Source organism: Algibacter lectus (assembly GCF_900112395.1).
Lineage (GTDB): Bacteria > Bacteroidota > Bacteroidia > Flavobacteriales > Flavobacteriaceae > Algibacter > Algibacter lectus.
Map to the genome: position 1 here is coordinate 101583 of NZ_FOLN01000009.1, position 14435 is coordinate 116017.

The 14435-nt window shown below is 32.1% G+C and carries 10 protein-coding genes; 3 read left to right on the forward strand and 7 right to left on the reverse strand.

What is annotated here, in order from left to right; all coding sequences use genetic code 11:
• Window positions 1–66: 66 nt before the first annotated feature.
• Entirely contained in the window at window positions 67–981 is a 915-nt protein-coding gene (locus tag BM246_RS15170) for a dimethylarginine dimethylaminohydrolase family protein (protein ID WP_074938998.1), read from the forward strand.
• Window positions 982–1021: 40 nt separating this feature from the next.
• On the forward strand, window positions 1022–1957 hold the full coding sequence (gene ctlX, locus BM246_RS15175; protein ID WP_042505208.1) for a citrulline utilization hydrolase CtlX: 936 nt from the start codon (window positions 1022–1024) through the stop codon (window positions 1955–1957).
• 2 nt (window positions 1958–1959) lie between these two features.
• Here the strand turns inward: ctlX and BM246_RS15180 are convergent, their stop codons facing one another.
• Complete coding sequence (locus BM246_RS15180) at window positions 1960–4032, reverse strand: tetratricopeptide repeat-containing sensor histidine kinase (RefSeq protein ID WP_074939000.1); 2073 nt, start codon at window positions 4030–4032, stop codon at window positions 1960–1962.
• Window positions 4033–4492: 460 nt separating this feature from the next.
• Here BM246_RS15180 and argS point away from each other — a divergent pair, with 460 nt between their 5' ends.
• A complete protein-coding gene (gene argS, locus BM246_RS15185; RefSeq protein ID WP_042505206.1) occupies window positions 4493–6268 on the forward strand; it encodes an arginine--tRNA ligase in 1776 nt (591 codons plus the stop codon).
• 88 nt (window positions 6269–6356) lie between these two features.
• On the opposite strand, the gene BM246_RS15190 is transcribed toward argS, so the two are convergent.
• The 6 genes from BM246_RS15190 to BM246_RS15215 all read right to left on the reverse strand — a co-directional run bounded on the left by BM246_RS15190 (window position 6357) and on the right by BM246_RS15215 (window position 14412).
• Entirely contained in the window at window positions 6357–7406 is a 1050-nt protein-coding gene (locus BM246_RS15190; protein WP_074939002.1) for a nucleoid-associated protein, read from the reverse strand.
• Between the two features lie 48 nt (window positions 7407–7454).
• Window positions 7455–9884 (reverse strand): ribonuclease HII, encoded by a 2430-nt coding sequence (locus tag BM246_RS15195; RefSeq protein WP_074939004.1) that lies wholly within the window; start codon window positions 9882–9884, stop codon window positions 7455–7457.
• A gap of 84 nt (window positions 9885–9968) precedes the next feature.
• Entirely contained in the window at window positions 9969–10556 is a 588-nt protein-coding gene (locus BM246_RS15200) for a ribonuclease HII (RefSeq protein ID WP_074939006.1), read from the reverse strand.
• A 146-nt stretch (window positions 10557–10702) separates the two neighbouring features.
• Window positions 10703–11932 carry a DUF4302 domain-containing protein gene (locus tag BM246_RS15205; RefSeq protein WP_083415823.1) on the reverse strand — a complete coding sequence of 410 codons (1230 nt, stop codon included), beginning with the start codon at window positions 11930–11932 and terminating at the stop codon, window positions 10703–10705.
• 5 nt (window positions 11933–11937) lie between these two features.
• Complete coding sequence (locus tag BM246_RS15210; RefSeq protein ID WP_042499179.1) at window positions 11938–12822, reverse strand: zinc-binding metallopeptidase; 885 nt, start codon at window positions 12820–12822, stop codon at window positions 11938–11940.
• 24 nt (window positions 12823–12846) lie between these two features.
• Complete coding sequence (locus tag BM246_RS15215) at window positions 12847–14412, reverse strand: RagB/SusD family nutrient uptake outer membrane protein (RefSeq protein ID WP_074939010.1); 1566 nt, start codon at window positions 14410–14412, stop codon at window positions 12847–12849.
• Between the last annotated feature and the right edge of the window lie 23 nt (window positions 14413–14435).

Consider the following 14435-nt stretch of genomic DNA (forward strand, 5'->3'; position numbering starts at 1 on the left):
AGTGTTTTATAAAAATAAAGAAAGGTCTATAACTTAATTGTTATAGACCTTTTTTATATTTACAACATGATAAAACTTAATATTAAAAACGAAACATCTAGACTTCGCGCTGTTATTTTAGGAACAGCTAAAAGTAATGGCCCTATACCGGCTGTAGAAGATTGTTATGACCCTAAAAGTGTGGAGCATGTATTATCTGGTACTTATCCAAAAGAAGCTGATATGATTGCTGAAATGGATGTCGTTTTAGAGGTTTTTAAAAAGTACGATGTAAAAGTTTATCGCCCAGAAGTTATTGAAAATTGTAACCAAATTTTCTCTAGAGATATTGCTTTTGTAATTGAAGATAAAATAATAAGAGCTAATATTTTACCAGATAGAGAAGAAGAGGTAGAAGCTATTCAATATATCTGCGATCAAATAGATGTAAATAATAGAATTATTCTACCAGAAGATTGCCATGTTGAGGGTGGTGATGTGATGCCGTGGAACGATTATATTTTTATTGGTACATATTCTGGTGAAGATTATCCGGATTTAATTACAGCGCGCACCAATATGGATGCTGTTATTGCCATACAAGAATTGTTTCCAGAAAAAACAGTAAAATCTTTCGAGCTTAGAAAATCAAATACTAATGCCAAAGAAAACGCTCTGCATTTAGATTGTTGTTTTCAACCAATAGGAAAAGGAAAAGCTATCATTCATAAAAATGGTTTTTTAGTTCAAAAAGAATACCAATGGTTAGTCGATTTCTTCGGAAAGGATAACGTTTTTGAAATCACTAAAGATGAAATGTATCAAATGAATAGTAATGTTTTTTCAATTTCCGAAGATGTTATTATTTCAGAAAAAAACTTCACACGTTTAAATACTTGGTTAAGGTCTGAAGGCTTCACTGTTGAAGAAGTACCTTATGCCGAAATAAGTAAACAAGAAGGTTTGTTGCGCTGTACAACCATGCCTTTAATTAGAGATTAAATTTTCAACTATATATTTAATAATACTTTTGTAATACATTATGCAACAAACTACAAATACAATTTTAATGATTCGTCCGGTTAATTTTAGGATGAATGAGCAAACGGCTGTAAATAATTATTATCAAAAGGATTTAGAAAATACTTTACCTAAAACGGTTAATGCAAAAGCACAGCAGGAATTCGATACTTATGTTGATAAGTTAAGAAACATTGGGGTAAACGTAATTGTGGTTAATGATACAGAGGATACTGATACGCCAGATTCTATTTTTCCTAATAACTGGGTGTCATTTCACGAAAACGGGAATGTTGGTTTATACCCTATGTTTGCCGAAAACCGTCGTGTAGAGCGTCGTGAAGATATTTTGGAAACTCTCGAAGAAAATGGATTTGTAATAAATAACGTTATAGATTATACAACGGCGGAAGATGAAGATATTTTTTTAGAAGGAACTGGAAGTGTAATTCTAGATCGTGTAAATCGTAAGGCTTATTGTGCGTTATCTCCAAGGGCAGATGAAGATTTATTTATAGAATTCTGCGAAGACTTTGAGTTTTTCCCTGTTATTTTTAACGCAAATCAAACTGTTGAAGGAGAAAGAAAAGCTATTTATCATACAAATGTAATGATGTGTGTTGGTGAAACTTTTGCGGTAATTTGTTTAAGCAGTATTGATGATAAAAAGGAACGCAAAAATGTGTTAAAGCATTTAAAAGAAGACGGAAAAACCATTATTGATATTACGGAAGATCAGGTCAATAATTTTGCGGGCAATATGCTTCAGGTAAAAGGAAGTGATGATACTTCATATTTAATAATGAGTCAGTCGGCTTTTGATAGCTTAACAAAACAACAAATAAATACTATAGAACAACATACTAAAATACTATCGAGTTCTTTAAGTACTATAGAATTTTGTGGAGGTGGTAGTGCACGCTGCATGATGGCCGAAGTATTTCTACCAAAAGCTTAGTTTTATTCTTCTGGTTTCGATTTGGGTAACTGTATGTAAAATGTTGTACCAACGTTTACCATACTTTCTACCCAAATTTTACCGTTGTTTAGTTCAACCAGTTCTTTACAAATAGGTAAGCCTAAGCCTGTGCCTTTTTCATTGTTTGTGCCAGAAGTTGTAAACGGAGTGCTTTTAAAGAGTTTATTAATATTTTCTTCAGGAATTCCAATACCAGTATCAGCAATACTCACAATACAACTTCCATTATTTATATGGTTGGTAATACTAATCACATCACCTTTTTTACAGAATTTAAGTGCATTGGCTAATAGGTTTTGTATTACTATTTCAAACATGCTTCTATCCGCGAAAGCGAAATCACGAAGAGAATTATTCATTAGCGTGATACCTTTCTTTTCCATTCTTTGTTCAATAAGTTGCACTTTGTCTTTAAATACTTCCTGAACATCAAATAGAGTTGGCTTAGGCTCTAAAGATTGCATTTGAGACTTAGACCAGTTTAATAGATTAAAAAGAAGTAGTGACGCGTTATTGGCATTTTCACTTAATTCTGGTATTAAGGCATCGAACTCTTCTTTTGTTAACGAACCGTCTTTTAGTAAATTAATAAAACCTGTGATAGACGATAGCGAATCTTTTAAATCGTGAGAAATAATTGAGAACAATTTATCTTTCACATTTATAACATTCTCAAGGTTTTGTGTTTCCTCTAGTAATGCAGCATTTTCTAATTCAACTAAAGTATTTCTTTCTTCAAGTTCTGTTGCTCTTTTAGCATTTTTATTTCCTTTAAGGTAAATAACTATTAAGATTAGAACAGCTATACAAAGTGCGGATACTAAAAAATATACATAGAAGTTATAGTGATTAAATTTTAATCGGCTACCAGATGCACTTTTGTCAATACTTTTAATGTCTTGTGTTAAGTTTGACGATGTCAATGTATCAATAACTTCAGAATCAAAGTCTATCGTAGTTGGGCTTGTTGCAGGAGCTTGCACAACTTCAACAGGAGCCTGCAAATCAGCTTTTAATTCATAATATTTACCTTGCCAGATAAAAGCATTATAGAAATTCCGTTGCGTAGAGTCTACGGCTTTCATTAACTTGTATTGCTTAAGTAATTCGGATTTATTATTTAAGTTTTTTGCAATTTCTCCAGCTTCGAGTAGTTGGTTTTTAGCTGTCTTTAATCGGTTTTTCTGTAAGTTTAAATCACCAAGGTTATTTAATACAGTAAGTAAATTATGCTTGTTGTTACTAGCTCTGTTTAAGTTGTAGCCTTTTATTAGGTAATTTGTAGCCTTATCATAATTTTTAATAGCCAAATACTCCCCACCTAATTTAGGATATATGGACGCTCTTAATGTATCCGAATATCCTTTTAAACTCAGTAACTTTTCAAAATAAAATATAGATTTTTTATGTTCTTTCTTTTTATAATAAAGGTCAGAAAGTCTTTGGTACGTTTTATTTACTCCACTAGAATCTTTTAATTGTTCCTGTAGAGCTAAAGCTTTTATGTTGTAGGTTATAGCGAGATCTTGTGCATTTGTGTGGTAATAACTTTCGGCTAACGTATTGTATGCTATGCTAAGTTCTTCTTTTAAATCACTGTTTTCTAGTGTTTTTGTTGCAGCCAAAGCATGTTCTATACCTTTAGTAAAGTTGCCGCGGCTACTTTCTAGTGTGCCAATACTGTTGTGTACTTTGGCAACAGCAATAGTGTCGCGTTGTTCAATAAATAAGTTTTTGGCTTTTGCAAAGCCACTTATAGCATTGATGTAGTCGTTCTTTTCGGCATAATACAAGGCTTTGTAAAATGTAGTTTCTGCAATACCTTTTTGGTAGTTGAAAGAATAGGATAGTTTTTCACTAGCCTGAACATATTTCATACCTCTATCATACTCCTTTAGAGCATACAGCGATTTAATTAAATGTAAATAGGGAACAACCTTGGTGGAATCTTGTTTTTGAAAAGCAAGTTCAATAAACAGACTATCTATTTCTTTGGTTTGTGAAAAACCAAGAAACATAGTGAAAAATAGAAAAGCCGTGATTATTTTCCTCATAAAACGTCGCAATCACTTTTAAGCTAAACTATAAAACAACCGTGTAGTATTGAGAGCGGTTATAGTTGTTTTGGCTACTAGAGAACTGTTAGTTAGGTGTTATAAAAAATTAATTTATTTTTTGTTGTAATAGCATTACGTTGCTAATTTTATAAAAAGCATGTTTATAATCTAATTTTTAGGGCTTATTGCCAATATATTAGATGAAATACGACTTAAGTTTTTTCGAATATTCGACGAATAGTTAAAAGACAATAAATACTGATGAAATACAATTTGGATAGCTAATTATTTTTGAACCCTTTACTCAGTAATCCCTTTAAAAACATAGGGTTATGCCTACAAATAAAGTTTGTTTTTTTGTGTAGAAGAGTTCGTTTTTACTTTTATATATTAAGACAAGTTTTTACAATTAGGCATAAATAAAAATTTTATCTTTGCAGACTTAAAGTTACAAGACATGAATCTTCAAGAAACCTTATCAAATCAAGTAAAACAAGCTGTTTTATCTTCATATAAAGTAGAATTAGACACTGTAGAATTTCAAGCAACAAGAAAAGAATTTGCTGGAGATATTACGGTAGTTGTTTTTCCTATGCTACGTGTTGTAAAAGGAAACCCAGTTCAAATTGGTGAAACAATTGGAAACTATTTAGTAGATAATGTTAGCAGTGTAAAAGCTTTTAATGTCGTTAAGGGCTTTTTAAATATTGAAATTAGCGATTCTTATTTTATCGATTTCTTTAATGAAATAAAACAAGAATCTGCATATGGTTTGGTTGCTCCAACGGCAGGTGATAAGGCGGTTATGGTAGAGTATTCTTCACCTAACACAAATAAGCCATTGCACTTAGGCCATGTTAGAAATAACTTGTTAGGCTATAGTGTAGCCGAAATTTTAAAAGCTTCGGGTAAAAAAGTATATAAAACTCAAATTATAAACGATCGTGGTATACATATTTGTAAAAGTATGTTGGCTTGGCAGAAGTTTGGCGAAGGAGAAACACCGGAATCTACAGGGTTGAAAGGAGATAAGTTAGTTGGTAACTATTATGTAAAATTCGACCAAGAGTATAAAAAAGAAATTCAAGATTTAATTACTAAAGGAAGTTCTGAGGAAGAAGCTAAGAAAAATGCACCTATTTTATTAGAAGCTCAAAATATGCTTTTGAAATGGGAAGCTGGTGATGAGGAAGTGGTTAAGCTTTGGAAGGAAATGAATAGTTGGGTTTACGATGGTTTTAATGTTACTTACAAGAATTTGGGAGTAGATTTTGATACTTTATATTATGAGAGTAATACTTATTTATTAGGAAAGGAGTTTGTTGAGCAAGGCTTGAAATCTGGTGTTTTTGTTAAAGAAGAAGATGGATCGGTTTGGTGTGATTTAACAGAAGACGGACTTGATAAGAAAATTGTACAACGATCGGACGGTACTGCTGTTTACATGACCCAAGATATAGGTACAGCCATACAACGTATTAAAGATTTTCCTGATGTTGGCGGTATGGTTTACACCGTAGGAAACGAGCAAGATTATCACTTTAAAGTGTTGTTTTTAATTCTGAAGAAACTCGGGTTCGATTGGGCTAAAAACCTGTACCATTTAAGTTATGGTATGGTAGATTTACCTAGCGGAAAAATGAAAAGTCGTGAAGGAACTGTTGTTGATGCTGATGATTTGGTTGAAGAAATGGCTAAAACAGCTGGAGAAATTTCTGAAGAATTAGGAAAACTTGACGGTTACTCTGATGAAGAGAAACAAGAACTTTATAAGACAATTGGTTTAGGCGCCTTAAAATACCATATTTTAAAAGTGGATCCTAAAAAACGTATTCTGTTTGATCCTAAAGAATCTATCGATTTCCAAGGAAATACCGGGCCTTTTATTCAGTATACTTATGCTAGAATTCAGTCTATTTTAAGAAAGGCAGAGATAGAAAATTCAGATTTAAAAAGCACGGATTTACATCCAAAAGAAAAAGAACTAATAAAGCAACTTCAATTATTTCCAGAAGTTGTACAAAATGCGGCAGAACAACATAGTCCTGCTTTAATAGCTAATTATACTTACGATTTGGTTAAGGAGTTTAATTCATTCTACCAAAATGTATCTATTTTAGGAGCAGATAACGATGTTGAAAAACAATTGAGAGTACAACTATCAAACACGGTTGCAAACACTATAAAAAATGCTTTTTCACTATTAGGAATTCAAGTTCCTGAGCGTATGTAGGACCATGGTTTAATAATATAGATTAAAAAAAAATCGGCTTTTCTTTATAGGAAAGCCGATTTTTTTGTTTTTGATAATTGCTTACTTGCTAAGCTTCTTCATTAAAAAACACTTTGTAGTAGTGCATTTTTTTTTCCTCATCATAACCACGTTCTAAATATTCTTCCGAGGCATCGGGCGCATCAATATCGAGTTTAATTTGGATGTTGGTGTCTAACTTTATATCAGTTTTAATCTTTCTTTTTTCTTTGGTAACAACAGCTTCTGCAACATCAAATTGATTTCTAATAATGTAGCTTTGTTCACCTTCAAACTCCTTTTTGTAAGAGTCGAATTCTTTTTTGTGTTTATCCTCTTCGAACAATTCGTCTTTAAAACGCTCGATGTTTACAATTTCATTTTCTTTAAAAAAATCTATCGATTTAGCTAAAAAAGTGTTTTGCTCTTTAGCTCCATAATTAGGTTTTAAAACATCGGTAGAAAAGTCTTTTAATAGTTCTATATATTGTTGTGTATGGTTGTTAGCATCATCAGCATACTTAATATTTAAAAAGTGATTTAACCAATAAGCAGCATCATAACTATTATTGTCTACACTTAAAATAATATTGCCTTCACCATCAGATTGATTTAAAATTAAACAACCCTTATCTACCTTTTTAGAACTTATTCCGTTTTGTACCAAAACATCATAACTATTGTTTTCTAAATACGTTTGAAAGAAATTCACTTTGCTTTCAATTTTAAAAATACCAATAGCATTTGTGGTAATATCTCTAAATTCGATGCCTTCAAACATCACAATTAAAACATCACCTGTTTTTATCTGTGCAGAACTCGATTGCTCGTATAGGTGCGTGACAATGTGTTTAGAAACTTCAACAAAAGCCTCTTCATCATTAAACATTTGAGCCGAGTAGCTGTTTATTTCGTTTAGTGTAATATTGGCATGGTGGTTAAAACGGTAACTTTGTACAACACTGCCAAAAGGACGAAGTAAAAAAGGGAGCATCAGCTCGTAACTAGCTTCATCAAATTCAACGGGGTTGTCGGAAAATGCATTTTTAGTATCGTTAAATTTATTACCAACTTTATGAATTATGAATTTTGATATTTCGGCATTTTTTCTTGTAATCATTTGCGTTTTTTTAAGTAGAGTAGTTTGAGTTTAAATTAATGGAATAGATTAATTAATTTGATAAAGTAAAACCGAATTAGAGTCTCCTTTAGTAATAAACTCTAGGTTTTTGTCTTTATCACTATTTGCTAAGTCTATTTTAGAGTTGGCATACACCGGGAAATTTGGTAGCAACTTGGCTTGGCTATCGAACAAATACGTTTTTTGCAACTGTAAGTCGGTAATGGAAACGTAAATTTTATTGTTTAGAATAAATATTTCGGCATCGGCATAATTTCCATAATCTAAGTTTATGGTTTTATTTCTAATAGTTAATTTGTTTTCCGATTGATATACTAATGTTTTACTTGTAGTAGCGATGTTGTTTTTGCTAGATAAATTGAGGTTTTGGGTAGTAACATTACCTTTTGTATCAATACTTATTAAATCGCCTTTATTGGTGGTAGTTGTAAATTTACTGAGGTATATATAAATAGGTTTTCTTGAAAACGAAAGTGTAGTTTTCGGTGTTACTCTGGTTTTTCCAACACGATCTAATATTAAAAGTTTGTTTTCGGTTGTTATGGTAATATAATCTTTATTCCCAATTCTAAAGTGTTGTGGTTGCGAAATAATAGTGTTTTTGGCTGCTTTAAAGGTAAATCCTTTTACAATTTTTCCTTTAGCATCGTACATTAAAACGTTTTTACCTTGAGTTACTAAAAGACGATATTTTTTGTTGTTATCATAATCAAAAACAGAAAGTGGCTGTGTAATAGCATCGCTGAATTTTAAAGGGAAGGAAGAAACATCTTTGCCTTTTCGGTCTAAAATATAAACGCGGTTTGGTGTAGCAAAGACAAGTTGTAGTCTTCCATTTTTATAGATGTCAATTTGTTCAATTTTACCTAAAACAGGACCTTGTAACTGTTTTTTCCACTGTATTTTTCCACTGTTAGAAATTAAGTATAGGTTATTCTCAATATCTTGAACTACAATATCTTTTTGCTTTGTAATATGGTTGGTTACAAATTGTGGAGTGTTTAGTAAATCGGCATCTAGCTTGATGTTGAATTCTTCGGAAATAGATTGTTCTACGGCCTTCGTTTTATTCTTTTTTATGATAGCATTTACATGCGAAAAATTAGTGTCGTATATAAATTGAAGTGCCGATGTTTTGTATGCTTCTAATGTTAAGCTAGGCGTTTCTGTTAGGTTTTTATTTATAATTGTTTCTAAGCTATTTGAATTGGTTATCATTAAAATTGAAGCAGCATCGCTTAATTCTTCCTGAACATCTTTGAAATAATTTCGAGAGCCTAAAGTTGTTTTGTTTTGATAGTTAGAGATAATGTTCTGAAGCATTTCTAAATCTGCTGCAAAAACAAAAAACTGATCTAAAACACAATATAGTTTAGCTTGGTTTGAAGAAATTAAAGGTGAGAATGTTTCAAGAAATAGGCTAGAATTACTAAAGTTATAAATAGAAATATCTCTATAGGTTTCTTCTGTATTTTGTTCTGCAAGTAAAGCATCTTTAGTAGCGATTATATCTGTTGAATTTAAAACGATAGCTCGTTTTTCATCTTCATAAATAACACCAATTTCGATAACGTCATCAAAAAGATTAGTAGTGCTCGTTATAGTGTCTTTTTCTCTAAAAAGAGCTAGATTATGTTTTAATACTTTAAAATCGTTAAAAGTGAAGCTCATAAAGGCATCACTATTCGAAGGTGTAATATGTTGAATTGTGTTAACCTGCGGAATGGTGTTTTTAAAAATATTTACTAAACTTTTTGTAGAATCGGTGGCTTTAGTAATTCCATTAAATTTTAAAGTGTTTTGGCTCGCGTCTATATCTAAGGCCAAATAATTTGTAAATGTTTTTAAAGGGATAGAATCTTCAATAAAAATTGAACTTATAACGTTGGCTTTAGTATCGATTATTACAGATAGATTTTCCTTGTCTGTACTTTTGTAAATCTTTTGTTTTTCGTTGTCGATGCTAACTGGAGTAAAAGCTAATTCGATTGTTTTTTTAGAAGAGGACGCTATAAATATACTATCTATAATTGCGCTGTAAAAAACGTTTTTGTTAAGCGTACTTTTTATAATGGTACTCTTTTTAAAAGGAAAAGATTCTTCTTTATAATTTTTTAGAGAATCTGTAACAAATAGACTATCGTGGTATTTGGTAATTAGGGTGTAGTTTAAACTATCTTCTTTTGTTTTTGAAAAGCAAATTAGTAGTGGGCTATTTGATTTTAAAATATCTAAATTTTCGAATTGGGTCTCTAAATTCTGATAGATATTAGCTTTGGAAAACTGCTGAATGAGTTCGCTATTGCTTAAAGTGCTTTGCAGACTTTCAATGTTTCTAGCCTTTAAAACAACGGCACTGTTTTTAGGTATAAAATCGATTAAGCTAGTCCGTTTTTTTTTAGTATTGGTACAGCTTAAAGTGATAAATAATAAAAGAATTATTGAAAGAAAACGCATGAATAAATTAATTTTTACAAACCTACGATTTTTCGGTTTTATAATATTAAAAAAGTATTAATTACTAATGTAGCTAGATAAGGTTTAAACTGCCTCGGGCAAAAGTCTAAACGATTTTCTATGGTATTTTGTAATGCCAAATTCTGCAATAGCACGTCGATGCTCTTTAGTAGGATAACCTTTGTTTTGTTTCCAATTATACATAGGGAACTCTTCATGAATTTTATTCATATATAGATCTCTATATGTTTTTGCTAAAATAGATGCTGCAGCAATGCTTAAGTACTTACCATCACCTTTAATAATGGTTTCAAAAGGGATGTCTTTAAAAGGTTTAAACCTGTTACCATCTACAATAATAAATTCTGGCTGTGGTTCTAGTTGCTGAATAGATTTATGCATCGCTAAAATTGATGCGTTTAATATATTTATATGGTCAATTTCTTCTTGAAAAACGTGGGAGACTCCAAAGGTTAATGCTTTTGCCTCAATAATAGGTTTTAAAATATCACGCTTTTTCTCACTAAGCTGCTTGGAATCGTTTAAGATGATGTTTTTAAAATTTTTAGGCAAGATAACTGCGGCAGCGGTAACTGGTCCGGCTAAACAGCCTCGTCCAGCTTCGTCTGTGCCACATTCTAGGAGTATGTTTGAGTGGGTGTTTAAAAGCATATGGCTAAAATAGAATAAAGCCAATAAAGATTCAAGATGAGTAGTGATAATTTTGTAGATATAGAAAAAGCCCAAGGTTAAATTTTAACCTTGGGCTTTTTTTAGGTTTATTAGCGATACTGATAAACGTTAGTTTTATATACAGTTTATTTTCTAATAGTAAACCAAACGTCTGGATCTACTGTACTAGTTAATTTAACGACTGTGGGGTCATCAGCAGGTGTGCCTTCTACTTCGTAGGGTTCATTATCCACAATTAGTGTTATTAGAGGATCTAAATGTCCATACCACTGCCAGTTGAAGCCTGCACCTTTTCTAGCTATAGACAATAATTCGGGATTACTAAAAAGTAAAGGGAATGTAACGTTATATTCTGCGTAATATCCAGATGAATAGAACTGGATGCCAGTAGGTGTTATTGTATTCCCAAATTCTATATCTGTAGACAACGTTTCTCCATATATAGCGCCATTGTTATTATAAATATTAACAAAAGTATTAAAAAAGGTATCAGAAACTTCACCAGCGCCAATAACATTAATTATCCAATTTTGACTTGTATTAAGAGGAGGGAATACAATGTCTAAAACTGTGCTGCCATCTAAAGAAATTAATTGATTAGCATCTTTGTCTAGCGTGAATTCAGTCACTTCATTTCCATTAATAGTGGTAGTTTCGTATAGCTTTATACCTGTGTCAGTATAAATAAAAGCTACTACCGTGTCTTCTTCAAGATCCTCACCAGGGAATGTAATGTTACGATTTGATACAGGAATTTGTGTTATTTCCCCGTCTGTAGACATTATATAAACAGCTCCATCTAAATAATCGACAATCTCTTTTACTTTTGTTAAGTAAGATTGAGGTGATTCTGTTAATTTAATTAATTTTAAATTATTGTCAGAAACAGTCCCTCTAGCATTCAAAACGTCTTCAACATCAGTATGAGATAAGATAAACTCATAGTCTCCACCTTTTGCCTGGTATTCCGCAGCCGATGGTGTAGAAAACTCATGCATCACAGAGTTGTAAGTGTCAAAGGTTAAAACAGGTCCTCCTATAGATAGTATATCATAGCTAGAGGTCTCTGGGATAGAGAAGTCAGCTTGGCGTTCTGAATATACATCTACCATGTTGTTATCGTCAAAAGATAAAATGTAATTGTAACCACCATATATTTGTAAATCATGTGGGTAGTATTCAAATATCCAACCCTCAGTAGGTTCTGTTAATGTTGCTTTAATTTCAGTTACAGCTTCTGAAGATCTTTCAGAGGCTGAAGTATCAAATGCAGGATCATCACCAATTTCGGTGCAAGAAAATGCAACCAAAAGGATTAGTGTGCAAAATTTAAATTTATTTATAATTGTTTTCATATTTCTTAGTTTATGTTATCTAAATCTTGATCATTTAAGTTCGCAGATCTTGTTTGGATTTCATCACGTAAATCATCAATGTTTATTGACCAAGTTGTTTGAAGATATTTTTTTACAAGTTCCATTTTTTGAGTAATAATTGGACCACCTGTATCACCAGCCGCCGCTATTATGTCATCCCATGTGGAGGTAGAACTTGTTATATAATGAGCAATTAACTCAACAAAATCTTCAGTTGCTTCTTTACTTGCGTAGTTACTAATATAACCAGCGGCGTTAGATGGGTTAGCAGCTGTCCAGCTTTCATTCCATGAATCACCTACGTAAGTTGTTTCAGTGATGGCATCAAAATCAGAAGAGAAATCAACGTTTTGATGTAATATGTGAGAAAACTCGTGATAAATAGTTCTGAAATAAAGAGCATTTAATGTTTCAATATTAGTTACATCTAAGTTGTTGATTTCAAATAAAGAAATTTTTAAACCACCTTCGGCTGTACCAATAATTCTAGTACCATTATTTTGATAAGCAGCAGAGCCAACCATTAATAATTGTTTAGGAAAGAATTTTTTCATAAAAAATTCTGGTGCAACAGCATCATAAGGTTCTAAACATAAGTATTTAACTAGGTTAGACATCTTAATTGAGTTTTCTAGAGTCGCAGGTACCAATGTGTGATTGAAATTGGTTTCGATATCTGGTAATTTGTATAAAAAACTGATATTGTATGGGTCTACATATTCTCTATCAAGATAGAGGTCAAATTGAGTTTTTTCACCATCATCTCCATTTACTACGCTCACATTTCTATCTAATGCATCTGTGTTTTCACATGAATTGAAAATGACAGATGAAAATATAAGGAGTATTAAAAAATTTATTTTTTTCATATTTATATATTTTAAAATTACTTTTTATCTTGGGTTTGGAGTAATACCAGCACTAACAACATCTTGAGGTATTTGTAGCGCTTTACGGGGATCATCAGCTTCCAATTCTGCATTAACACTTATTGCGTTATTTAAACCAATTAAAAAACGAGAAACTGGAATACCATAACGTTTAATATCAAACCATCTTAAACCTTCGTGTAAAGTAAGTACACGTCTGCATTGCAGTACATAGTGTATCAAGTTTTCTTGATCACCAGCGGTAACTGTAAATTTAGGGTTTAATTCTTTCTTTTGAGTAATGTTCGTTCCAGAAGAATAATCTAGGCTGTTGTAAAAACTATTTACATCTGCTAAGGTTACAGTTCCTGGGTTTGCGTAAAAATTAGTACTCCAAGTATTAATGTCATCTAGTCCAGCATCAAACAAGCCAAGCATAATATTTGCTTCAGCTCTTACCAAAAGAGTTTCATCTGTAGTGAAAGGTACTAAAATGGTTTTGCTATATCCAATTTGTGCAACAGGATCTGTATACTCAAACCTGTAAGGTATTTTGTAAAGTAACGATTTATCTAAATTTGTTGCAGAATAGTTAAAAGGACGAAATTTATGTGCAAATGTAGATAAACTAGATGTTGGATTCCATGGTAAAGGAGCAAGAGAGGTTTGCTCATCTGCTATTTTACGGCTATGGTTAAAACGAGCTCCAGAATAGTAAGCGCCAAATACAACTCCCATACTTGAAGTATAAGCTTGTACTAATAAATTACTGTTATCTTCTATATATGCATTGGTTACTACGGTGGTCGTTCTTGGTAAGTTACCTAAAGCATTCCAATCTCTTAATGCGTTTGCAGGATTAGAACCAAGTGCAGCAGTAGCATAATCTTTTGCTTTTTGCCATTTTTGGTAGTATAAATTAAATCTTGCAGCGAAGGCATTAGCAGCTCTCACATTAAAATGATAAGACGGTACATCGTAAATAGAATCGTCAATTAAAGGTAGTCCATTTTCAATATCGGCATTTATTTTTTCATAAACTTCGGCTACAGTTCCTCTTTCGTAAGAAGGATTCAAGGTTGTTTCCGGATCTTCTAGAAAAGGAACTCCTAAATCGGTTATGCTTGATTGTTCGTTATAATGTTTACAGAACACATTTACTAGTACAAAGTGACCGTAAGCTCTAGCTACTAATGCTTCTCCTTTTTCAGGCAAAAGATTGTCTGGAGTGCCTAGTTCTTCTATGGCTGCTAAAGCTTGATTGGCATGTGCTATAGCTAAATAAGCACTTTCCCAGGCTCCAAGTGGATCATCGTTACTAGTTTCAGTAACATCTTCCCAGTATGCCATTTGGCTATCGATTCTTTCTCCGTAAGGATTGCTTGTACCTGCATCATCGACATTATCTGAAGATAGCTCTGTGTACAAAGCATGTGTAGATTCTGGATATGCGGATACTAACAGCTTTCTAATCTTTGTAGCATTGTCAAGTTCTGCTCTATTATCTGGTAATTCATCTAAGAAATCATTACAAGACACCACAAACAGCGACAAAAGCAAAGCCTGAAATAGTATTTTAATATTTTTCATTATCTTAATATGTTTTCGTTATT